Here is a 23,802-nt window from a genome sequence, read left to right as displayed (position 1 = left end):
TCAGATTTTCGATCAGGAAGTCTGCAGCCGTCTCCAATGATGACCTCAGGAAATTTGTTCAACATCTGACACCCGATGGATGGACCTTTTGCATCATTCATTATTGAATCCTCCTGATTTTTTCTTGTTTGAACCTCCTTAGCAAGTTCTGCTGTTCCTTAGAGACTATATATCAATTCAACCTTAACGCAACTTGAAAAAAGAATTAAAAATTAATTAAAAAGCGAAATAAAAAGCAAAATAATGCTAAATTGAAGGAAGAGCGTTTCAAGAATAATTGGAAACGATTAAAATACAGGACTTTGGAGCAAATATAAAGGGGATTGAATTATTTAGCGGAGGACAATTTTTTCGTGTTTAAGATGCAAGTAATATTCCTGGCTAAAATCGATAAACAATACATGAGGGTGTGAACTCCTTGCCATATACTACTCAAGTAGGAGGGTTTTAAATGAAACAGCGTATTCTGGTTGTAGAAGATGAAATCCAGATAGCGACGATATTAAAGATAGAACTCGAATATGAGGGGTATGAAGTGCTTCTTGCCCATACCGGCAAGGCGGGGTTGGAAGCTGCATTACAAGAAAAATTAGATTTAGTACTTTTAGATGTTATGTTACCTGAGCTGAATGGCATTGAAGTTTTAAGAAGGATCCGAAATGAGAACTCATTACTGCCAATCATCCTCTTAACAGCTCGCAATATTACAATGGATAAGGTAGCAGGACTGGATCAAGGGGCCAATGACTATATAACGAAGCCCTTTGAAATCGATGAGTTATTGGCAAGAATACGTTCAGCTATACGTCATAATTCAATAACTGCCAATGCTTTGAGAGAAGAGGAAACGATCTTATCAATAAAAGATTTATTCATTAATCTCGATACTAGAGAGGTTAAGAGGGGGGATTCTTCCATAGCGTTAACCCCAAAGGAATTTGATTTACTCATTTATTTACTATCCAATAAAAACAAAATCGTGACGCGGGAAAATATCCTGATGAATGTATGGGGTTATGAGTATGAAGGGGAGACAAATGTAATCGATGTGTATATCCGCCATTTAAGAAAGAAAACGGAAGAAGGTTTTTCTGACCCGACAATCATTCAGACGGTAAGAGGAATTGGTTATACTGTAAGGGAGAAATAAGTAATGAAAATTACAACAAAAATTAACCTGATTACTACGGCTTGGATACTCTGTGTGTTGGTTGCGGTCAATGCTGTTGTATTTTTTTCGTTTATGAAGATTACTGTAAATATGGAAGAGGATATATTACTTCATAAAGCGCAAAATGTCATTGCTGAAATACATATGGATGATACGCCCCATGAATTAAACAAAAAATTAACCACATATTTGACGAATCATTCATTTATAAGGATCATTCAACCTGATTCTAAAATCAGAAGCGAAGTGTCCAGCGACCATTATTTGCTTACGAAATTTAAAGGGGAATTTTCTACTAACCAAGAAGCGCATAGAAGTACAATTATACAAGAGCATAAAGAAGAACAAATATTAATCGTTAGGGTTCCTATCCAATCCAAAGGTAAAGTTGTTGGAACTTTAGAAATTGGAGATAGATTACTAGGTCTGGAATTAGGGAAGGATGTATTACTTTCCATACTCACATTTTGTACCCTATTAGGGGCGGGGCTATCGCTGCTAGGCGGCAGGTGGTTATCGAGTGTAATTATGAGACCAATTTCCAATATGATTAATACGATGGAGGATATTGAACAAAGCGGTATTCCGAAAAAAATCATCATCCAACAGGATACAAAAGATGAACTGCAAAAAATGGCTGTTACTTTCAATCGGATGATGAACAGGTTGGATGTGAATTTGGATAAACAGAGGCAATTCATTTCAGATGCTTCACATGAAATAAAGACTCCGCTAACGATAATAAAGAGTTATGCCGATCTCTTGCGCCGCCGCCGGATAAAAAGCGAAGAAAAGGCATTGGATGTTATAAATGTAATTCATTCAGAGGCAACCCGAATACAGAAAATGACGGAAAGGCTGCTGGAATTAGCCGATACGGAAATGGAAAATTCTTTAGATATTAAATCAGTGAATATAATAACTTTATGCGAGAACGTTTTTAAACAATTCAAAGAGGTCTATGGGCGAGAAATAAATTTTCATTATCAAGAAGATACCATTACGATTACAGCAGATGAATTGAAGATAAAACAGGTGATTATTATCCTTTTAGATAACGCAATCAAATATAGTACAGACAAAATTGATGTGTATGTAGAGGATCAGTTATACTCTACGGTCATTCGGGTAAAAGATTATGGGATTGGCATTCCTGAGCATGAAATGGAAAATATCTTCGAACGATTTTACCGGGTGGATAAGGCTAGAAGCCGGGAGACAGGCGGAACAGGGCTAGGTTTGTCGATAGCCAAAAATATAATGAATCAACATAATGGGGAAATTAAAGTGGCCAGTATCGACGGAATAGGAACAGAGGTGGTATTATCCTTACCGAAAAGGTAATTTGCTGCTAAATACAAGAATGAGGTGTTCTGTGAGTGACACATATAGGGATAATTAGTCTGAGTATCATAGTATTGTTATTTCTTATTTATTCGATTTTCCCTACTGTAATTATTCGTGTATGCAGACTGGGAATTACCAAAAAAAACAAGAGGAATAATGGGATTGCCCTTACTTTTGATGATGGCCCTAACCCTGAATATACTATACAATTACTTGATCTTTTAAAAAAGTACGAGATAAAGGGTTCGTTTTTTGTTGTGGGCAGTAAAGTGAAAAATAACCCTGATATCATTAAACGAATGCATGAAGAGGGACATACAATTGGAATCCATCATTTTGATCATATTTCAAGCTGGATCCTCTCGCCCTTTCAGTTATCGAAACAGTTGAGTATGACGGAAAAGGCGATAATGGAATGTACGCATGAAAAAGTCACTTTTTATAGGCCTCCATGGGGCCATTTTAATATTTTTACGAAAATAGCCAGCAAGAAATATAAAGTGATCATGTGGTCAGACATTTTCGGAGATTGGAAAGTGGAAACATGCAGGAATGACCTGCTTAATCAATTGCGGACAACCTCAACAGAAAATTCGATTCTCCTGCTCCATGACTGTGGGGAAACCTTAGGGGCGGATAAAGAAGCACCAAGATATATGATTGAAGTATTGGAAATTTACCTAGAGGAAACCATAAAAAAGGGAACACAATTTATTACATTAAAAGACTTATAACTGATTCGAGGGGACTTTATGAACATAGATAGTATCCTGCATTTTATTGACTTATATGGATATTTTATCATATTTCTTTTTTTATTCATGGGCATTGTGGGGATTCCCGCTCCAGAAGAATCTCTTCTATTTCTAATCGGAGTCCTGATTGGGCAAAATAAGCTCTCATTTGGTTTAGCCGTGCTCAGTGCATTTCTCGGAGCCTTTATAGGGATGCTTATCGCGTATGTATGTGGGAAATACGTGGGGTATCCATTTATAAAAAAATATGGGAAATACGTGGGCATTACCAATGATCGCTGGGAGAAAGTACAGAAAAAGTATATGAATAATACAAAAAAAACAATCGTGTTTGGATTTTATTTACCTGGAATAAGACAAATCAGTCCGTATTTCGCAGGAATCAATAACATTCCCCTGTTCAAATTTATTCTCTTTTCCATGTTAGGCACGTTTCTCTGGACTGTCCCTCTTATAGTCGCAGGGTATTATATAGGTAATGCCTTTCATATAAATCCGGAATATGTTCCACTTTTAGGTGTCGTTTTCTTAGTCTTTTTACTGATATATACTTTTATCAATTATATGAAGAGGAAAAAAAAGAATAAATTACCGTCCCGATTGGATTAACCAATGTACTATAATTGGTTCCTAATCGGGCTATTAAGTTTAGGGATTAGGGCTTATGATACCATGAACATATCATTAAAAATTGATTAAAAAGAAAGGTTTTAACAAAAACAGTGATATATTGTAAGGGGAAAAAAGATCTTGAACATACAAATATACTTTTTTCTCAGTACGTATCCATCGATTAAAAGAATGATTTCTATAGGGGATGACATATATGAAGAAGGTTTTGTTTTTACCTCTCTTCCGCATGCAGTCGGGACATCATCAAGTTGCAGAGGCCTTAATGGATTTGTTAAAAAAACATACAAACGGAGTCATTTTGAAAAAAGTGGATCTGCTAAGTTATACGAATAATTCTTTAGAAAAAATGATAACGACGGGATATTTGAAATGGATTCGTTATGCACCTGAAACCTATAATCTCGCCTACAAAAACCTTTTTTACGCTAACTCGAAAAAGGAACGTCCATTTAAATGGTGTCAACATATATTCTTGAAGAAAATGGAACAATTGATAGATGAGGAAAATCCAGACTTAATTGTGTGTACACACGGATTTCCTTCCCAACTCTTAAGCCAGTTAAAATTAAAAGGGAAATGCAGTGTCCCAATCATCAACGTGTATACAGATTTCTTTATTAATAATGTCTGGGGAAGCAAGGGGATTGATTTTCACTTTATTCCAAGTCAAGAATTGAAAGAAAAGCTATTAAGCGAGAATCAAATACCGAAACATAGTATAATGGTGACTGGTATTCCTGTGCATGAGGAAATCACTAAGAAGGCCAGTGGTTTAAAAAACACCGATCGGCCCAAAGTTTTAATCTCGGGAGGAAATAGTGGCCTGGGCGGGATATTGAATTTAGCTGGTGAGTTAAAGAAATCAACCAACTTTGATTATTTTGTACTTTGTGGCAACAACAAAAAGCTATTTGATGAGATCAAAACATGGGATTTAGCTCATATTAAACCATTACCGTATATTTCATCAAGATCGGAAATGAACGAACTTTATGAAGAAGTGGATGTAATCGTTTCGAAACCAGGTGGTGTCACCATTAGTGAAGCACTTCGAAAAAGACTTCCGATTTTTGTCCATTCAATGCTTCCGGGACAGGAGGAAATTAATCTACAGTATTTAAAAGACAATAATCTTGTATTTGAAATCAATCGCAAATTATCATTTGAAAAACAAATGCTTAATATATTAAAGGACCATAAAAAAATGGATCAATGGGATACATCCATCGAAACCTATCAAAAGGAAATGGAATGGGAAAACCCTGAGGAAATGGTGGGCATTATGAAATCGATTCTAAACCTTAAACAAGCCAATAAGCCATCCTATCTCACAAATCAGTCAAAAGTTATTTATAGCTAAGGGTTATTCTCACCAGTGGCCCATTAACAAGGGAAGTAATAACATCATTTGTGATCCGTTTTGAGAAAAGCGAAAATGAAAGAGAGAAGTTGAATTATGAACGACTTTATCCAAACTATTTTACTTACACTCATGGATTATGGGTACCTAGGAATTACCCTTGGTCTTATGATTGAAATTATTCCAAGTGAGATTGTATTATCCTATGGTGGCTTTTTAGTTTCCCAAGGCAGCATCAGTTTTGTTGGGGCGGTTATTGCTGGAACGATTGGAGGAACTATCGCCCAAATATTTGTTTATTTAATCGGATATTATGGTGGAAGACCATTTTTAGAACGATATGGAAAGTATATATTCATTCACAAAAAACATATCGAACTAGCGGAATCTTGGTTTACTAACTATGGGCCAAGCGTCATTTTTACGGCTAGGTTCATTCCGGTTGTCAGACATGCTATTTCGATTCCAGCGGGTATTTCTAAGATGTCCTTAATGAAATTCACGAATTATACGCTACTAGCTGTACTTCCGTGGTCTATACTTTTTGTATTCCTCGGGATGAAGTTAGGAAGCAATTGGGGACAGATTAACGAGATGGCCAAGCCATATATCCAGCCAATCGCAGTGGTGGCGGTTCTCATTATTGCCGGAATGATCATTCGTGGATTCATGAAAAAAAAGAAAAGCAAAGTCTCATGAAGATGATGGATTTGCCCGCAAAGGTAACCAAGATCACTAAAGTACCATTGGAATGTCATGAGTTTAATGAAACCAATAAATACGAATATAATTAATCCCACCCATTCTGATTAATCTTTTTTCAGAATGCGTGGGATTCTTTTATGATTGAATCAATGTTTAATTTAACTTTATTTCAAACTTTAAAATCCTTCTGAAAGATACCCCACTTAACTCACCGCTCTTCCATTGAGAAATACGACCGCGCACACTGGTTACAGCGCATAAAGTAAAGCCATATGTCGTTTCAAGCCAACTCCATGCTTTACGAGCTTGGTTGTTCGGGACACAATGAGTCAGCAATAAAGATAATAATAGCGCTAATCAGACCGGACTCTCCTTTCCAAATCTCAGAGTGATTTCATATGCTGCACGCAAGCTAACGTCATTTTAAAAAAAATGTTAGCTATATTGGATTATTTCGTAAGCTTATCTCGTTTTTCGGAACAGGAACAATCGTCAGGTGTTTAGACTGCTGTCGGTTTGGTAGTACAGCTTGGACGCCTGAAACCAATTGAGCCGTTGTGGCGTTCGCGGACTTGCGGCTCTAAATATTTTTCGCCAAATACATGCCAATAAGCAGAGAACAGCCAATACTCCAACTTCGATTATCGGCGTCATAATAAACTTCACGAACCTTACAAGTGCAAAAATGTCATATGACATTTTTGCACTTGTAAGGTTGACAGAAGAAGCTATACGATGCGGATATTACACAGAGAGGAGTGATGGACCTTATGAAATCAGGTTTCATCCAAAATGGTTATTTTTTATTGTTAACTTTCGTTACAGGCTTGTTTTACTTTTGTTTTTACATGGTAGCACTGTCGTTCAGTTTAAGTCTTTCATTTACGGTGGTCGGCATTCCACTAGTTTTACGCGTATTGCGAACTACTACAACGTTCATCCAATTCGAGCGCACACAGACGAAAATCTATACCGATATTACGACGGCCCCTTACGACAGAATAGTAACAACGGATGCAACGGTCTGGGCTCAAGCCAAATTAGAGCTTACGGATCGCCGCAACTGGTCTGCCGTCATTTGGTTAATGCAGAAGTTCGTGATCGGACTTTTCAGTCTCGTCAGCGCAGCCGTTCTCTATTTAGCACCTCTTGCATTCCTGGTTGCACCACTATTGTATCGATACATCAATATGCATGTCATTTTTATGGAGGTAGATACTTTTGCGAAATCACTCCTTATAATGGCTGTGGGAGTGGTGCTTACTGCAATAAGCTTCAAGCTTGCAGATGTTTTGGCGAAGAAATTGGGAGGTTATACACGAATGATGATTAGAAAGCTAAACCAATAAAGGATCTTGTTTCCGGACTTTGTGTAAGGGCTGCAGCGTTAACTAGAAAAATATGTCATTTATCGAAGGTTAGGTCTATAATATAGGTTACAAAACAGAAGGCTACTTAGGGGGTGGACGACTTGTTGGATATGGTTAAACAGTGGTTTTGGTTTGATTGGATTATGTTGGCGCTCCGCCTTATTACTAGCGTTTCATTCATCCTGACGACGATAAGTTTTCAGGAAGGTCTAACGCTGCCGCTTTGGATCGTTATTTTTTGGGAGATTGCCGCCTTCTCCATTCCTTGGGTCTGCTTACTGCTCAACTATAAATATTATTTGTTCACGGAAATACTGCTATATGGCGGACTATGCATATTTTTAACCTCATTGTTTCCGGATGCTTATTCTACATTTATTGTATCGGCGTTTCTTATCGCTGCAAACAGCAATCATCTTTCCTATCATTGGACGGCTCCGGCAACGGTCTTGGTGATGCCCGGAATTTTCCATGCGGTTTCGCCAAGCAACAGCTATTGGGTCATGATCACCTACTACGGACTTGCTTATGTGTTGGGATTCGCTTTTCACTTATTGATCGTCAATCATCGGCAAAATGAAACGATCCGTAAACAAAATGCGGTGCTTGAACAATATATGTCCCAAATCGAGCGCATTACGCTGGCAGAAGAACGAAGCAGGCTGTCTAGGGAGCTCCACGATACTGTCGGCCATGCTTATACTTCCATCATCATGGGAATGGAAACGTTGCGCCCCGAGCTTGCTAACGAAACGGGTATACAGAGGCTTGATTCCTTGCTTGAGATGGGTCGCAAAAGCATCGAGGAAGTGAGGGGATACTTGCATCAAATGGAGTCTCCTCAGCAGTCGCTTTCCTTGGTCCAGTCCCTGCAAAAGCTTGGAGATGAATTTCAGAAGCATGCCCAGGTCGATGTAAGCTTTCGGTTGTTCGGAGAGGAGTCCCGACTGTCCCTTCAAGCGAAGATGGCGTTCATTCGCTGCTTGCAGGAGTCGCTTACGAATGCTGTTCGTCACGGGCAGGCGACGGAAATCACCGTTTCTCTGCAATTCGAGCAGCAATATACGAGGCTGGAGGTGCACGACAACGGAAGAGGGACAAAAGAGTGGCGGGAGGGCTTCGGCATGAACGCGATGAAGGAGCGGGCGATGAATTTGCAAGGTCAAGTGTCCGTCTATACGAATTCCGGGGACGGGACGCTTGTCGCCTGTACTTTGCCGCGACAAGCGGAAATGGCAGACGGGCTTATTCGCCTGTTGATCGTCGACGACCAGCCGTTTATTCGGGAAAGTCTGCGGACGTTGCTCGACAGGTACCAGGATCTGAACGTCGACGGCTTGGCCGAGGATGGCGAACAAGCCGTCGACCTGTGCGGGCGCCTTCAGCCCCATGTAGTGCTTATGGATTTGGATATGCCGGGCATGGGCGGAGCCGAGGCAACCAAAATGATCAAGCAGCAATGGCCGAATATCCGCGTATTGGCTCTTACGACGTTCCAGGACTCGAGGCAAGCGTTGGACTTGCTGCGCAACGGTGCGGACGGCTTCCTGCTGAAATCGACCGAAACGCTCGAGCTGGCCAATACGATTCGGCTTATTCACCGGGGAGGCACCCTAATCGATCAGGGGATGTCCCATAAAATATTCGAGAAATTCGATGATAGCATCAAATCACCGCAACCGAATGCCGCAGACGACTATGACCTGACGACCAGGGAAATAGAAATATTGCAGCTTGTTGCCAAAGGGCTCCGATACAAGACGATAGCTTCCAAGCTGTATTTGTCGGACGGAACGGTCAGAAACTACGCCTCCTCGGCCTATTTAAAGCTAGGAGTCCGTAACAAAGAAGAAGCCGTCCAGAAAGCGTTGGAAATTGGAATCACTAATAGCTAGAATACCAACGAAAGCTATGCTCGGCTACGAATGTAAGGCATAAGGGAACGAGCATTAAAATATGGGCAAAATAAATGGGAGAATAGGGAAGGTCTCCCTAATACGTTAAGAAACCCAGAATACTTGAATGCTAAACTGAAAGATTTATATTGGAACAGGGCACTGATTTTGCCTTGAAGAAGGATGACCTTGATGCGATTCTTTTTCCTTCCTACATAGGTTCCACCATTTGCGCCAAAGCGGGGTATCCGTCCATTGCGGTACCTGCTGGTTTCATGAAAAGAGGCGGCCCTTTTCGTGTGACAATCGCCAGCACCGCTTTTAGTGAAGGGTTATTGATAAAACTGGCATATGCCTTCGAACAGGCTCCATTCACAGATGAAAGCCTAATTTACAAGCAGCATCAAATGGAAGAAACATTAACTAAAGGGAACGTGTATGAAAAAAGGAGGCTTTCATGAGAAAGGTCGAAGTCGTTTCACATAAGAAAGTATGGTCCAAGCTATTTCAAAATGAATGCAAAAGATTACAGGATATTTTCGGGCATGAAATGATGAATTTATACCATATTGGCAGCACGGCCATACCTGCGATCCATGCCAAGCCAGTAATAGATATTTTGGCAGTAGTTAAAGATGTGGAATGTGTCGCTGATTTTAATAAAGAGATGGAACGGATAGGTTATGATGCTAGGGGTGAGAATGGCATCGCTGGACGAAGGTTTTTTCTTAAAGGCGGGGATGAGAGGACACACCATATTCACATGTTTCAAAAAGGGCATGCGGAAATTTCCAGACACCTCGCCTTTCGGGATTATATGCTGGCACACCCTTATGAAGCACAAAAGTATAGTCAGCTGAAACAGCGCTTGGCAGCAGAATTTCCAGATGATATCAAAGGGTATGTAAACGGGAAAAATGATTTTATAAAAAAGGTGGATGAAAGAGCGAAACAATGGGCGGATCACCATGTTGATGAAGTGGATTAAATGCCAAGTGAATGTGGAAAACAAGCATGCATTTTCTACAGCACAAGAGGGATGGGGAGAGTTGCTCCATTGTGCTGGTTTCATGGGTCAAATCGGAGGGTGGAATAAAAATGAGCCTCTTGAAGCAGGGATTCTCTCCGTATGGAAAGACCTCCATTCCTATCAACGTTTCATGCGGCATCAGCATGATGATTTATTCTTGAAGAGTGACCAAAGAAGTACTTATACAAAAATTTCTGTCGATATATTCGAGAAAATATTCAATATAGGAACTACAGATATTACCGCTTTTTTTGGCAAGGGGGTACTACTTCGAGTGACTGACTGTTATGTTGAAAAAAATAAACAAGCCCACTTTGAGCAGATGCAAAAAGAAGTATGGAACAAAGGGATGATGCACTCACCGGGCATTTTGTCAGGTACATTCGGTAAAAAGCAAAACGGGAGATATCTGGTCGCCTCATTATGGGACAATGAATATTCATATCAACGGTACGTGGATAAGGAATTGCCTGCCTTGATAAAGGAATCGGGAGTGAAAGATTCAACCCAACGTATTACAGGAAGCTTAATTGAATTGCATCCAAAGTGGGCGGTCATTTAAATGATGGCTAACTTCAATGCTAAAAATCTATTTTACAGAAGGTGATTACTAATGAAACTAGATTATGATTCACAGTACATAAGGGGCATCTACCTAAATAGGGACCGAATATCTTCGTATGACCAATTCCCTCTTGATCTGCCGGTTATCAGGCACCTTCAAGAAGTGGCTTTTCATCCCAGTGTTACCTATGTTATCGGGGAAAATGGAATGGGGAAGTCCACCTTGCTTGAAGGCATTGCGATTGCGTATGGCTTCAATCCGGAAGGCGGAACGTTGAATTTCAATTTTTCCAATTATGATTCACACTCCAATTTGGACGAATACCTCCGTTTGAAAAAGGGTGTGTACAAACCTAAGGATCATTTTTTCTTTAGGGCGGAAACCTTTTATAATTTAGCTACGAATATAGAGGAATTGGACAGGGAGGCATCGGGACCGAAAATCATCGATTCCTTCGGTGGAAAATCGCTTCACCAGCAATCTCATGGGGAATCGTTTTTTTCTGCTTTTGTAGAACGATTTCAAGGCAATGGATTGTACATCCTCGATGAGCCTGAAGCTGCTTTGTCGCCATTAAGGCAAATATCGATGTTAGCCAGGATAAACGAGCTCGTTAAACAAGGTTCCCAATTCATCATTTCCACCCATTCCCCGATCATCATGGCCTATCCAGATGCTAAAATCCTTCAAATATCAGATGAGGGTATGAATGAAGTGACTTTAGAGGAGTCCAATCACTATTTGTTGATGAAACAGTTTTTTGAAGATAAAGGTCGGCTGCTTCATCATCTATTTCAATGAGCTTGTAGCATCTTTAATGGAAAACCCCGTCTGCACTGCTCATTCGGGGTTTTCATTTTGTTGAAAATTATGATTGACAGCTTAGGTGTATTACAGGTATAGTACATCTATAAGGTGTATGAACCACTTGGTACATACACAGGTGACTACATGTAAATTAGATTTTGTCCTAAATAATAGGGGGTGGTTTTATGAACGTTAATACCCGGGAACCGGTATATCTGCAAGTCGTGAGACATTTTAAAGAACAAATAGCCATTGGCAATTTCGTAGCCGGACAGGAGATTCCTTCCCGAAGAGAACTAGCGGCTTCACTGAATATTAATCCTAATACAGCACAAAAAGCGTATAAAGAAATGGAGGAACAGGGCTTGATTCATACAGAAAGAAATTTTCCAAGTCAAATCACGACTAATGAAACGATTTTACAGGCTGTTAGACAGGAGCTAATTCTTGCAGCTGTTGATTCTTTTGTTGATGCTATTCGTCCGATTAATGTGCCGGTTGATGAGCTGCTTCAAGTGGTTAAAGAAAAATATTCGGAAGAAATAAGGGAGGGGGATGAAAAATGATAGAAGTAAAACAAATCTCTAAGAAATATGGACGGAAGACAATCTTAGATGGTGTTTCATTTACAGCCAATAAAGGCGAAGTTACTTGTCTGATCGGGATAAATGGTGTCGGTAAAACGACTACACTCAAAGCGATCATGGGATTGACGCCATATAAAGGTGAAATCCTGATCGATGATCAAAAAATGACACATAACAGTTATGAAAAAATCACGTTCATTCCGGACGCACCGACCATGCTTCCGCAAATGACCGTTAAACAGGCTATGGTTTTCATGAAAGATTTCTATACGTCATGGAACTCAGAAAGAGCTAATCAATTATTGGGATTTTTTAAACTGAAAGAAGAGACCCCCATTTCCGAGTTGTCTAAAGGGAACACAGCTAAGCTAAACCTAATGCTGGGGCTGTCCCTTGACGTGGATTATGTACTGATGGACGAACCATTTTCGGGAATTGATATGTTTAGCCGCGAGCAAATTGCCGATGTCTTTGCGAGCCACCTTATTGAAGATAGAGGAGTCATCATCACGACCCATGAAATCGGCGATATTGAACATTTGATCGATAAGGTCATTTTATTGGATAACGGTAAAGTCCTCAAAGAGTTCAATACAGAAGAAATGCGTGAGGATGAAGGGAAATCGGTAGTCGATGTAATGAGAGAGGTGTATCAAGCATGATGCGATATTTAAAGCTAGTGAACTTTGAAATCAATCGTTTTAGTAAAATATATATATCCTTATTGTTGATAACCTTGGTTTCGCAATTTGCTGGCGTGATCATCGTAACGAAAAGTCTTCTTAATAATGCCAGGGAGATCATCTCAAGAGAAAAACTATCGGAAGCCACTTATATTACCCAATATGGAGGAGGCATTGATTTTACCCATATCGTCAATACCCTCTGGTTTCTAGGACCGATCGCGCTGAGTGCCGTTGCCCTGATTTTTTACATTTTTCTTATTTGGTATCGTGATTGGTTTGGAAAGAATACGTTCATTTATCGTCTATTGATGTTACCGACATCCAGATTATCAATCTACCTTTCCAAAGCCACGGCCATCTTCTTGATGGTGTTAGGATTGATTGCTTTCCAGATTATCATTTTACCCATGGAAAATGCCCTATTTAATTCATACGTACCTGAATCGCTCTTGAATGAAATGTCAACTTACGGCATTACGAAATTCATTCCGATTTTGTCATTGATAATCCCTAGCTCGTTCACGCAATTCCTGCTTTCCTATGGCATAGGTCTTATGATCATGTCGATATTATTCACGGCGATCATGTTTGAAAGAAGTTTCCGCATAAAAGGAATCATTTTGGGCTTGGTGTATGTCGGGATCTCTGCTGCAGTGTTTTTAACTCCTGTTTTCGTAATGGAGAGTGGTACTTTCTATTTTTACCCTAATGAAATACTTGGTCTGCAGCTCGCCTTAGGAATCATTTTGACAGGATTATCGATTTGGCTTGGTTCCTGGTTATTGAAAAATCGCGTTACGGTATAACAACTATTAAAGGAGAGTGACAAGGTGAAACGTTATATATGCAGCATCATTATTGGAATGGTTGTCATCTTAAGCATCGGGACCTATTATGTCAAAGTAGCTTCCTCCGCTTCCGGCCTTCCAAAGTATAATTTCAAGACGCTAGAAGGCAGTGATAAAGAGCTTGATCCGGTAATAATACATGGTTCACTCGAAGTTAATCCCAGATATGAACCATTAACGATTGAATCCAATCAATCCATATATGCCAGCGAACGGTCTTACTTTGAAAACTTATCTGGAATACAAGATTTTCAAATTGAAAGATTGATAAAAGAACATCGTTCATTTATGCGTGGTAGGGATTCCATTAATTCTTTATATGAAGACGATGATTTCCTGGCTTACGCCTCGGTGAATGAAGATTTTACAAAGAACGGAAAAATGGAAGCGGAGTTTGATATCGGTTTGCTGGAGAAGAAAGGCGAGGATGAAACTTCTTTCAAAATTGAACTTCCCGATCAAGAGAGAATCATGAATGTTGTTGTCAGGGATGTGCAGTTGGTCCATTCAAAACTGCAGGTTTTAACGATGAATGATGTTAATTCAAACGATGAAAAGCAAACAATAGAGGTTCATCTGTATACGATCGATTTAGCTAATAAGAAAGTTTTGAGTGATAAAACCCTTTTATCTGAAACTTTTACTGATCCCAATCAAGTTGATCTTGAGATGCCAACTGATATTGCACCTTCCCAGCCAAACAACATGGTATTAATTTCGTTAATTAAAGGGGTAAATCATGAGGATGGCTTTAAGGAAAAACTAAAGGAAAGCAAGCTTTTATCTTATAATTATGATACGGAAAAATTAGAAACGGTTAAATTGCCCAAAAAAGAATCGCTTAGCCCGGACATGGCAAGAGGTGGATATGCGGATGGGAAAAAACTTTACATAGTTGATACCAAGTCCGATAAATATCACATTAAGACGTTTGATCTAAGCAGTCAAAAGATAACGAATGACATGGAGCTAGATCTAACTGTTAATAAAAAAGAACAAGACTTCGCTGCCTTTAAGAATGGGCGTGTATACTTCCTGTTAGGCAGCGGAAGGGATCAAGAGGGCGTTTTAACATCCAAGCCTGCCCAACTTCTAATTACCGATTATAAGACTGGAAAGACTTTATATAAAGGTGAAACAGTCACAAATAAAAAGAACGGCAAAAATTATGGTTTTAATATCGAAAGCTTGGAAGTCAAATAAGGGATGACTATCACTAGAAGCTGTCTCAAAAACTTTTGAGACAGCTTCTTTTTTTAGTGAAGGACGAATTCTAATCGGCTTGATTCTTTAAATGGCACAAAAATCGTGAAAAAAGGGATATCCTCCAATGGGATATCCCTTTTTCATTAAACGGAAGCCAAGTTCGCTCTGGCTGAACGTTCTTTCCTGCCGTGCAGGAAGTAGTAAAGAATGGAAGTTGCGATGACCACACCGCCAAGGATGACATACAGTGTGCTGTACCCTGTTACTGGAATGATGAATCCCAGAATATAAGGGCCGAATCCAAGTCCTGCATCAAGCATGATAAAGAAGGTGGATGTTGCCATCCCCATACGGTGGGGCGGTGTCAGCTTAACGGCAATCGCCTGCGAGCTTGATTGCATATTACCGAATCCGAGGCCAATGAGGAAACCAGCTGCCAGTAAAGTGAAGCTATTGGTTGTTATGCTTAGAAGGAGCAAACCGACTCCGAAAATCAAAAAGGATGGATACATAATGAAGTTCGATCCTTTCCGGTCCATTAACGGTCCTGAGAAAGGGCGTGATAATAATACGGCTACTGCGTAAACGACAAAGAAGAAGCTTGCCGTATTGACCAGATTGATTTCGGTGGCATAGAAACTGATGAAAGAAAGGACGCTGGAATAACAGAATGCCAATAACAGAGTGATGATTGAAATGGGCAGTGCCTTAGGTTCAATGAAATTGGAAAGCTTGAATCCTTTGCTTTCCGTAGCTTTTGCCGTCACTTTCAATGCCGGGACATTAAGGAAGAATGCTGTAATCAGGCTGATCAGCCCCAAAGCCAGGCAGAAACTGAAAATCACTTGGAAGCTTGTATGTTGAGCCATATACAGACCGATGAAAGGGCCGATTGCCGTCGCAAGTGTCGCGCTCATGCTGTAGTAGCCGATGCCTTCTCCTTTTCGTGTTGCCGGGATGATCTGGGCGACGATCGTTCCTGTCGCAGTACTCGCCATACCCATTGCCATACCATGGATCAGGCGGTTAACGAGCAAGAAGCCAATTCCGAGATCCACAAAATATAGAAGTGTTGTCAAAGTGAAAAAGATCAATCCGATGAATAATGTTTTCTTGCGGCCGATTGAATCAATGAAACGGCCGATGAACAGACGTCCGATTAATGTACCGATTATGAAAATACCCGATATGAGTCCGGCTTGGCTTGTAGAAGCATCCAATTCATTTACGGCATAGATGGCAAGTGTCACCATCAGTAAATAAAAGATTAATGTTATGAAAAAATTGATGGAAGAAACGATGACAAAGTCCTTTGTCCACAGTCTAGGTCTGGATTGTTCCATTTTATTATCTCCTTATTTTATAATGTTATTTCTTATTTCGCCCATAATGCGTATGGCTGCGAGTTGTTCCTCTTCAGTGATCCCCTTCAAGATGTCCTGTTCGTATTGATCGATTGTCACGCGGACTTCACTGTAGAGCTTTGAGCCAAGCTCAGTAAGCCGCATTCTTTTTTCCCGTCTATCTTTACTTGGCACATGCTCGACATATCCCAGCTCTTCCAGACGGGTAATGGTCCTGGTGATTGTAGGCTTTTCCACACTCTGATAATTGGCAAGCTCTACAAGCGTTGCCGAACCATAATTGGATAAGTAATGTAAAATGGACCATTGCGCCCTGTGTAAATCATGCTTGTTTAGCTGTATATTTAGATTATTTTCAAAAGGCCGGTACATTAGCAATAATTGCTGAAAGAATTTTTGGTAAGTCTTTATCTAGAAACACTCCTTATAATATATAGTTACCTTGAGTAATTATTACCCTGAGTAACTATAATAACAGAAATCATTCATTATGTCCAATTGGACTTGGAGTTTTTGATAAGGTGAGGGAGAATATAGGAGAAGATGTGAAGCATGTACGATTTAAGCCCAATTCACGATTTAAGCCCAATTCACGAGTAAAAGCACGAAATTCACGAGTAAAAGCGCCAAACTCACGAGTAAAAGCGCCAAACTCACGAGTAAAAGCACCAAACTTACAAGTAAAGGCCCAAATTAAAGGGGGATGAAAGTTGTCAAAGGGATTTCTACATCATATTGAGCTGAATGTTTCAAATTTACATAGGACCGTTGATTTTTGGGGCTGGTTTTTGGAGGAAATCAATTATGAGCCATACCAGGAGTGGGAAAGCGGGAAGAGTTGGAGATTGGATGACATGTACATTGTTTTTGTACAAGCGGCAACTAGGTTTCTTGACAATCCCTATCATAGGGGACGAGTGGGTCTTAATCATTTAGCTTTTCACGCCACCTCCCGTCAACAGGTAGATGAGATCACTAGAAAATTAAGGGACAGGGGAGTTACCATCCTCTATGCAGACAAGCACCCCTTCGCCGGTGGGAAGGAACATTATGCTGTATTTTTCGAAGACCCGGATAGGATGAAAGTTGAATTGGTCGCACCTTAAGTATTTTCGTTAATTGGTAAGATGAAGGGAAATGGCTAAGCAACCGCACTATCTGATATAAAGGCTAACGACATCCATCTTTAGCTTTTGCTAGCCCTTAATATCTTATTCCCTTTTCTGATTAAATTTTAGCTTTTCTGGGTCTAATTATTATAGGAAGATGGTTAGTTGTATATAAATTTCCAAGTTGTTGGTATAGTTTGGGTATATTGTCTATAGGTGGTGATATTGTCAGTGAAATACTTTGTCCAAATAATAATCGCTGCATTTTTCCTTTTACTTTTTTCATTTTGTACCTGGTATGAAGGCAGCGAAATTCTGGATAACCCTTGGGAATGGAAATATTCAACTCACTTTTCACAGATGTTGAATGATCAAGTGATGGATGATCAAGATATTTCGAATTTGGACTATTTCGTGTATGCAGCAAAATTCAAACCGGTATTTCCGATGCTGATGGTCCTAACGTCTTCGTACTTAATCATACTTACGGGTTATGCCCTATTCAAAAGAAGCAGCAAAAAAATAGCACTATTTTTGGCTGGATTTGGCGTCCTTTTTCTGATTTTGAGTGGTTTTGTATCCAATTCCCCAACTGTGGGATGGAATATCTTTTAAGCTTTCTTTCTGATAAGCGGTATGATGGCCATAATGGGTGCCGCTCTATATTATTTCCGGGTGCCTAAAGAAATCAAGACCGATTTTTAAATTCACTTCATGCTTTTTTGCGGAGCTGCCATACGGGGCGGCTTTTTTATTTGGGCAATATGGAAAGCTGGTAAGGAGACACAAAATGACCAAAATTAATAGCCATTCTTCTAAAAAATATTAATGCCCGCACATTTTAGAAAGCTGTTATGCTGTTTAAACAGGCTTTTGAAATTTGGACAGGGAATGCCACATGGCAAACTTCATTCAGATCTGTTTGTAGCAAAGCAACGTGATTACTTGAATGATTCTGTTTACATGTTGCTGTACTTTTAGCCAATGCCCTCAATGGTCTTTAATGATTTTAAGAATAAAGTGAAAAGGTGATAATATGTCAGGCAAAATCAAAATTGAACAGCCGAAAATCCCCCATGACTTAACTCAAGCGAACTTTCAGGAAATATATTATAAAGATGAGCCATATCTGGATACCTGTATCATAAGCAATTGTACGATCGATAGAGAAAAGATGGACCAAATCGTATTATCACAGGTAGTTTTTAAACATGTGATATTCAGCGATGTATCATTCAGGAATATTGAGCTGACGGATGTCGTTTTTGATCATTGCGATTTGACGAATGCCGATTTCATGGGTGGCTCGATTCATCGGGTGGAATTCAAAGAGTCCAAACTATTAGGCATTAATCTTTCTGATGCCAGTTTAGGGAATGTCTCCTTTGAGAATTGCAATTGTAATTTAAGTGCTTTTGGTTATGCCGCATTAAAACAAGTGAAGTTCGATCATTGCTCATTGGAAAGTGCTGATTATTATGATTGTAAATTCAAGAAAGTGATGTTCGATACATGTAAATTAAATGAAGTGAACTTTTCCCGGACACCGCTAAAAGGAATTGATATTAGCAGTTCTACATTTCAAAGGCTTACCGTATCCCTGGAGGATTTAAATGGATGCGAAGTTTCCCCGGACCAAGCAATAGGCTTTGCAGCCATGCTTGGACTGAAAATTAAAGAGTGAAACTTTTTAAGATGAAAAGTGAGTATGATTTTAAGGAATGTAATCGCCTTATCGCATATTATGCTACAAAGCATGCATTGCCAGGAAGAGCGTAAGGCAAATGTACTGCTCTCTAAGCGGGGGACCACCAATTTGGTGGCCTTTTTTGAATGGAATTGTTTACGTCCAATTTAATGGAACTTATTACATATTACGAACGTAGTACTAACCTTGAAAGTATTAATAACACTTACCAATAAAATAATATTTACAAAAAAGAGAGGTGAAACCTTTGGCTTTACATTATCAAGAATATGGTGATAAGAGTGCTATTTTTACATGTGGCGGAGTGAGTAGTTGGATCTGGGAATACTTCACTCATTATCATTGCATAGTTCCAGACTTACCTGAACATAGACTAAGCAATTATGAAATGAATTTTTCTATAAAAGGTAGTGCAGAAGAAGTAATTAAATTAATCGAAGAAAAAGCAAGCGGGAAGAAAGTAATCCTAATTGGGTTTTCTCATAGCCATGTAAATGAAGAGTACAGAATATTTGCATAAATAATGTATTTGTTTACAATATTTGTTAGGCGGGTTGGGGATTTTAAGGGGGATTAGACTTTGATTATCAATAAGGTCACCATGTACAGTCATGCATTGAATGATATGCGGGAATTTTATGTTAATGAGTTAGGATTCGAGTTACTATCGCATACAGATGATGGTTTTGAAATTAGGGCTGGGGACAGTGTACTTGAAATTAAAAAATACCATCTCCAAAAAAAGCCTTTTTATCATTTTGCCATGAACATACCGACCGATTTATTCACTTTGGCAAAAGCATGGGCGAATTCAAAGGTGGAATTGACAAGCGAAGATGATGAGGACGAAGTTTATTTCAGCTATTCAGATGCACATGCCTTTTATTTTTCAGACCCTTCAGGCAACATTGTTGAGTTCATATCCAGGTATTCCGTGTCACCCAAATCTGGGGCTGAGTCTTTCTCAGCTCAAAACGTCCTGTGCATTAGTGAAATGAACATTACGACGAATGAAGTCAGGGCTTTAGGGAATCAGTTGATCAGTTTCGGCATACCTGTAAGGGGTGGTGAACCGATAAGAGAGGATGGATTGAATTTCATGGGGGAGCATGAAGCAGGAGCATTTTTACTTTTAGGTCCAAGGAAACGGCGCTGGTTCTTTTCGGATAGAGAGTCGGAAATCTTTCCGCTTTCGTTAGTCATTAATCAGCAAATAGATATATCATTGGATGGCGAAGGATTCATGGAATTGAAAAAGATGAAACTGATCAAGGGGGAAGATTGAGATGTCTGGAATTTGGAATGATGTAGATTTATATTTTAGTAATAAACTTCATACGGAAGATCCAATCATGAATTTGATATTGAAAGCGAATGCAGAAGCAGGGCTGCCTGCCATTGATGTATCTCCAAACCAAGGGAAATTCCTTCATTTACTAGCAAAGATCAGTGGAGCGAAAAATATATTGGAAATAGGGACACTTGGAGGTTATAGCAGTGTTTGGCTCGCGCGTGCATTGCCGGAAGATGGGCGGTTGATAACGCTTGAATACGAGGCTAAGCATGCAAAAGTGGCGGAAGCCAATATCAAAAATGCGGGATTGGCCGATAAAATCCATATAATGGTCGGGGCGGCGCTCAAAACCTTGCCAACCCTTCAAGAAAAAGGATTATCGGGCTTCGACCTAATTTTTATTGATGCTGATAAACCTAATAATCCCGAGTATCTTAAATGGGCATTGGAACTTTCACGGCCTGGGACCGTCATCGTGGTCGATAATGTCATCCGCGATGGAAAAGTGATCGATCAGGATAGCAAAGACCCGAGTGTGATGGGTGTACGGACATTCATAGATAGGCTATCCGAAGAACCGCGAATCGATTCGACCGTCTTGCAAACTGTTGGTATGAAAGGATATGATGGTTTTGTTATCGGGATTGTAAAAGAGTGAAGCTTCAAAAGGCGTTATAAAAGAATCGTAGGATCCTTGAGATATAATCAATGCTTCCAAGAAGAAGGTAATTTATGCTGAACATGATCATTCTCCTATCAAGTTACTTAATAGGTTCCATCCCATTTGCTCTGGTTATCGGCAAATTGTTCTATAGTACCGATATTCGTGGATATGGGAGTGGGAATCTTGGCGCAACCAATAGTTTTAGGGTATTGGGCAAAAGAGCGGGGACGGTAGTAGCCATTGCTGATTTAATGAAAGGTTCCATCGCCTGCTTCCTCCCTATGATGCTGCATTCAAACGTTTCCCCAATACTATGCGGCTTACTTGCCATAATTGGGCATGCCTTTCCTGTTTTTGCGGGATTTAAAGGGGGCAAGGCCGTGGCAACATCAGCGGGAGTGCTTTTATTTTTAGCTCCATTAGGTACATTCAGTGCTTGCATCGTTTTTTTCATTAGTTTGCTGACTTCAAAATATGTATCTCTCAGTTCGATTTTGGGGAGCATTTCCATATTGATTTACAGCCTATTATTTGAAGGCAGGCTCATCACTGCACTCTCTTCATTCATTTGCTTATTCGTCATCATTTTACATAGGGAAAATATAAAGAGAATATGGAAGGGCACGGAAGCAAAAGTGGGCAGAATCTTTTAATGGAACCTCGCTATTGAATCATTCGCAGCAGGAAAAGAAGTACATAAAAATGTTTATGTTTCACGCTCAAATTCATATCACCATAATCCAAGGAGCCAACCATGAAAAAAAGAGCAAGCTTATTAATAGCTATGGGCGTGATCGTTTTTGGAATCATCGCCTGGATTGCATTAGGACCTCAAACCACAAAGAAAGAACTGGAAAGTAAAAGGCCCTTTCCACAGCATACTGTCTATCAATCAGGAACGATAAAACCTGACAATCTATCACAAGAAGAGCTGGATGATGATGTAGCGGATTTTTACAAAGTCTGGAAAGATGAATATCTTAGGCAGCCTGCTGATAAAAAGGATGAATATTATATTTTTTACAATGATAAAGGATATGCCGAACCCAAGAACGCAGTGACCGTTTCTGAAGCACACGGTTATGGGATGATGATAACGGCAATCATGGCAGGCAGCAAGGACAGGCAGTACTTCGATGGGCTTTATCGTTTTTATAAAGCGCATAAAAGTGATAATGATTCTTCATTAATGGCGTGGCAGCAAGTAAAGGATAAATCGGGCAAAATCATAAATACGCCAGGTGATGCCGATTCAGCAACGGATGGCGATATGGATATCGCTTATTCGTTATTATTGGCTGATCGCCAATGGGGAAGTGAAGGGGAAATCAACTATCTTGCCAGAGCAAAGGACATCATGGATGCAATCATGTCGAATGAGATAAATCGGTCGCAGTCCCTGATTAAACTAGGGGACTGGGCGGAAGATGAAGATGATGTATACGGACAATCGACTCGTTCATCGGACTTTCTTCTCAATCATTTGAAGTCCTTTGAGGCAGCAACTGGGAATCATGAATGGCAAGGTGTAACGGATAAGGCTTATGAGATCATTCAATCCATTTATAAAGAAAAAAGCGGCAATACAGGCCTCATGCCGGACTTCATTGTACAATCCAAGGGAGGATACCAGCCGGCACAAGCTGACTTTTTAGAAGGGGAGAATGACGGCAATTATAGCTGGAACAGCAGCAGGACCCCTTGGCGCTATACGCTCGATTACTTACTTACTGGTGATGAAAGAGCGCTGCCGCAATTAAAGAAGATGAATAATTGGATTAAGGAGGAAACGGATGGGAACCCTGAAAATATCCAATCCGGCTATACTCTAAACGGAAAAGTCTTAGAAGAAGGAAATAGTACAACCTTTGTTGCTCCATTCATGGTCAGTGCCATGGTTGATTCCTCCAATCAGCAATGGATCAACCGATTATGGAAAAGGACGATACAGGAACAAGAAGATGATGACTATTTTGCCAATACGATAAAATTACAAACAATGATTGTTGTTTCAGGTAACTGGTGGGCGCCATAAACCCGATATCGGGAATAATTAAGGTTGAAAAAGGAGTTTGATGATGAATGAAAAAGGTCACACCTTTCTTGATGTTCCAAGGAAATAATGCAGAAGAAGCCATGAATTATTACACATCTTTAATTGAAGGATCGAAAATAACCAGCATGATTCGGTATGGAGCGAATGAAGCAGGGGCAGAGGGAAGTATCATGCAAGCTGCCTTTACCTTGAAGGATCAGGAGTTTATGTGCATCGATAGCAATATTAAGCATCAATTTACGTTTACACCTTCGTTTTCAATATTCCTTACATGTGATACGGAAGAGGAAATTGACAGGATTTTTGCGAGTTTAACTGATGGCGGAGAAGTGCTGATGCCATTAGGCGATTATTCCTTCAGTAAGAAGTTCGGATGGGTATCTGATAAGTTCGGTGTTTCCTGGCAACTTACTCTCCCAATATGAATGAATTGAAAAGGCCGCTGGATAGTGGCTTTTTTCAGTTTGTTGACCAAAGGGGGTTCGGAAAAGTGCGGTGACGGTCGGAAAAAGTGCAGTGACGGTCGAAAAAAGTGCTCCGGCTGAAACAACTGGATCGTATTTAAAGAAAGGCTGTTTTCACATACTTTGTTGCTATTTACCAGGTAGTGAGTTGTGGTTGATTTCCCCTCCAGATGCTCGC

At 39.9% G+C, this 23,802-nt stretch carries 26 protein-coding genes and 1 pseudogene; 25 read left to right on the top strand and 2 right to left on the bottom strand.

The genetic code is table 11. The annotated features are described in order from the left end of the window. Positions 1 to 451 precede the first annotated feature (451 nt). The 16 genes and pseudogenes from SB775_RS24390 (at position 452) to SB775_RS24315 (ending at position 14,962) form a co-directional block, all read left to right on the top strand. Positions 452 to 1,150: a response regulator transcription factor gene (locus SB775_RS24390; protein ID WP_410863722.1), complete on the top strand. Its 699-nt coding sequence runs from the start codon at positions 452 to 454 to the stop codon at positions 1,148 to 1,150. A gap of 3 nt (positions 1,151 to 1,153) precedes the next feature. Beyond that, a complete protein-coding gene (locus tag SB775_RS24385) occupies positions 1,154 to 2,515 on the top strand; it encodes an ATP-binding protein (protein ID WP_410863721.1) in 1,362 nt (453 codons plus the stop codon). A 35-nt stretch (positions 2,516 to 2,550) separates the two neighbouring features. Next, positions 2,551 to 3,252, top strand: coding sequence for a polysaccharide deacetylase family protein (locus tag SB775_RS24380; RefSeq protein WP_410863720.1), 702 nt, complete (start codon positions 2,551 to 2,553; stop codon positions 3,250 to 3,252). Positions 3,253 to 3,270: 18 nt separating this feature from the next. Next, positions 3,271 to 3,882 (top strand): DedA family protein, encoded by a 612-nt coding sequence (locus SB775_RS24375; RefSeq protein WP_089362720.1) that lies wholly within the window; start codon positions 3,271 to 3,273, stop codon positions 3,880 to 3,882. Between the two features lie 217 nt (positions 3,883 to 4,099). After that, entirely contained in the window at positions 4,100 to 5,266 is a 1,167-nt protein-coding gene (locus tag SB775_RS24370; protein WP_410863719.1) for an MGDG synthase family glycosyltransferase, read from the top strand. Between the two features lie 96 nt (positions 5,267 to 5,362). After that, positions 5,363 to 5,965 carry an undecaprenyl phosphate transporter UptA gene (gene uptA / locus SB775_RS24365; RefSeq protein WP_289336945.1) on the top strand — a complete coding sequence of 201 codons (603 nt, stop codon included), beginning with the start codon at positions 5,363 to 5,365 and terminating at the stop codon, positions 5,963 to 5,965. Between the two features lie 776 nt (positions 5,966 to 6,741). Next, entirely contained in the window at positions 6,742 to 7,320 is a 579-nt protein-coding gene (locus SB775_RS24360; protein WP_284469478.1) for a sensor domain-containing protein, read from the top strand. Between the two features lie 122 nt (positions 7,321 to 7,442). After that, entirely contained in the window at positions 7,443 to 9,236 is a 1,794-nt protein-coding gene (locus tag SB775_RS24355) for a response regulator (RefSeq protein ID WP_410863718.1), read from the top strand. A 39-nt stretch (positions 9,237 to 9,275) separates the two neighbouring features. Further along, a pseudogene (locus tag SB775_RS24350) lies at positions 9,276 to 9,697 on the top strand (hypothetical protein); the annotation flags it as partial. Next, positions 9,694 to 10,224, top strand: coding sequence for a GrpB family protein (locus tag SB775_RS24345; protein WP_410863716.1), 531 nt, complete (start codon positions 9,694 to 9,696; stop codon positions 10,222 to 10,224). The pseudogene SB775_RS24350 and the gene SB775_RS24345, both read left to right, overlap by 4 nt. Beyond that, positions 10,205 to 10,828: a YdbC family protein gene (locus SB775_RS24340; RefSeq protein ID WP_410863715.1), complete on the top strand. Its 624-nt coding sequence runs from the start codon at positions 10,205 to 10,207 to the stop codon at positions 10,826 to 10,828. The genes SB775_RS24345 and SB775_RS24340 overlap by 20 nt, the downstream gene beginning before the upstream one ends. Before the next feature lie 51 nt (positions 10,829 to 10,879). Next, the gene (locus tag SB775_RS24335) at positions 10,880 to 11,632 is read left to right on the top strand and encodes an AAA family ATPase (protein WP_410863713.1); all 753 of its coding nucleotides are present in this window, start codon (positions 10,880 to 10,882) and stop codon (positions 11,630 to 11,632) included. A 191-nt stretch (positions 11,633 to 11,823) separates the two neighbouring features. Beyond that, entirely contained in the window at positions 11,824 to 12,204 is a 381-nt protein-coding gene (locus SB775_RS24330) for a GntR family transcriptional regulator (protein ID WP_061465243.1), read from the top strand. Beyond that, the gene (locus tag SB775_RS24325; protein ID WP_061465241.1) at positions 12,201 to 12,887 is read left to right on the top strand and encodes an ABC transporter ATP-binding protein; all 687 of its coding nucleotides are present in this window, start codon (positions 12,201 to 12,203) and stop codon (positions 12,885 to 12,887) included. Before SB775_RS24330 ends, SB775_RS24325 begins: the two co-directional genes overlap by 4 nt. After that, positions 12,884 to 13,717 (top strand): hypothetical protein, encoded by an 834-nt coding sequence (locus tag SB775_RS24320; RefSeq protein ID WP_410863712.1) that lies wholly within the window; start codon positions 12,884 to 12,886, stop codon positions 13,715 to 13,717. Before SB775_RS24325 ends, SB775_RS24320 begins: the two co-directional genes overlap by 4 nt. A 24-nt stretch (positions 13,718 to 13,741) precedes the next feature. After that, on the top strand, positions 13,742 to 14,962 hold the full coding sequence (locus SB775_RS24315; RefSeq protein ID WP_377406180.1) for a hypothetical protein: 1,221 nt from the start codon (positions 13,742 to 13,744) through the stop codon (positions 14,960 to 14,962). A 146-nt stretch (positions 14,963 to 15,108) separates the two neighbouring features. Here the strand turns inward: SB775_RS24315 and SB775_RS24310 are convergent, their stop codons facing one another. After that, on the bottom strand, positions 15,109 to 16,308 hold the full coding sequence (locus SB775_RS24310; protein WP_410863710.1) for an MFS transporter: 1,200 nt from the start codon (positions 16,306 to 16,308) through the stop codon (positions 15,109 to 15,111). Between the two features lie 12 nt (positions 16,309 to 16,320). Then, positions 16,321 to 16,701, bottom strand: coding sequence for a MarR family winged helix-turn-helix transcriptional regulator (locus SB775_RS24305; protein ID WP_089362787.1), 381 nt, complete (start codon positions 16,699 to 16,701; stop codon positions 16,321 to 16,323). Between the two features lie 338 nt (positions 16,702 to 17,039). Between SB775_RS24305 and SB775_RS24300 the strand changes: the two genes are divergently transcribed. From SB775_RS24300 to SB775_RS24260, 9 genes are all read left to right on the top strand, one after another. Continuing rightward, a complete protein-coding gene (locus SB775_RS24300) occupies positions 17,040 to 17,435 on the top strand; it encodes a VOC family protein (RefSeq protein WP_410863709.1) in 396 nt (131 codons plus the stop codon). A 234-nt stretch (positions 17,436 to 17,669) separates the two neighbouring features. After that, the gene (locus SB775_RS24295; protein ID WP_410863733.1) at positions 17,670 to 18,053 is read left to right on the top strand and encodes a YjdJ family protein; all 384 of its coding nucleotides are present in this window, start codon (positions 17,670 to 17,672) and stop codon (positions 18,051 to 18,053) included. 421 nt (positions 18,054 to 18,474) lie between these two features. Next, entirely contained in the window at positions 18,475 to 19,122 is a 648-nt protein-coding gene (locus tag SB775_RS24290) for a pentapeptide repeat-containing protein (protein WP_061465229.1), read from the top strand. A gap of 271 nt (positions 19,123 to 19,393) precedes the next feature. Next, on the top strand, positions 19,394 to 19,666 hold the full coding sequence (locus SB775_RS24285; RefSeq protein WP_410863707.1) for an alpha/beta fold hydrolase: 273 nt from the start codon (positions 19,394 to 19,396) through the stop codon (positions 19,664 to 19,666). A 60-nt stretch (positions 19,667 to 19,726) separates the two neighbouring features. Next, positions 19,727 to 20,431 carry a glyoxalase gene (locus SB775_RS24280; protein WP_410863706.1) on the top strand — a complete coding sequence of 235 codons (705 nt, stop codon included), beginning with the start codon at positions 19,727 to 19,729 and terminating at the stop codon, positions 20,429 to 20,431. Position 20,432: 1 nt separating this feature from the next. Further along, positions 20,433 to 21,098 carry an O-methyltransferase gene (locus tag SB775_RS24275; protein WP_289319518.1) on the top strand — a complete coding sequence of 222 codons (666 nt, stop codon included), beginning with the start codon at positions 20,433 to 20,435 and terminating at the stop codon, positions 21,096 to 21,098. 74 nt (positions 21,099 to 21,172) lie between these two features. Continuing rightward, positions 21,173 to 21,757 (top strand): glycerol-3-phosphate 1-O-acyltransferase PlsY, encoded by a 585-nt coding sequence (gene plsY / locus SB775_RS24270; protein WP_061465219.1) that lies wholly within the window; start codon positions 21,173 to 21,175, stop codon positions 21,755 to 21,757. 101 nt (positions 21,758 to 21,858) lie between these two features. Continuing rightward, a complete protein-coding gene (locus SB775_RS24265; RefSeq protein ID WP_410863704.1) occupies positions 21,859 to 23,139 on the top strand; it encodes a family 8 glycosyl hydrolase in 1,281 nt (426 codons plus the stop codon). Between the two features lie 47 nt (positions 23,140 to 23,186). Then, positions 23,187 to 23,585, top strand: a complete 399-nt coding sequence (locus SB775_RS24260; RefSeq protein WP_089362739.1) for a VOC family protein — start codon at positions 23,187 to 23,189, stop codon at positions 23,583 to 23,585. Positions 23,586 to 23,802: the final 217 nt, after the last annotated feature.

The sequence above is a fragment of the Peribacillus sp. SIMBA_075 genome (assembly GCF_046534585.1).
Note: the sequence above shows the minus strand (reverse complement) of the source record. Positions and strands in the feature narration are given on the sequence as shown.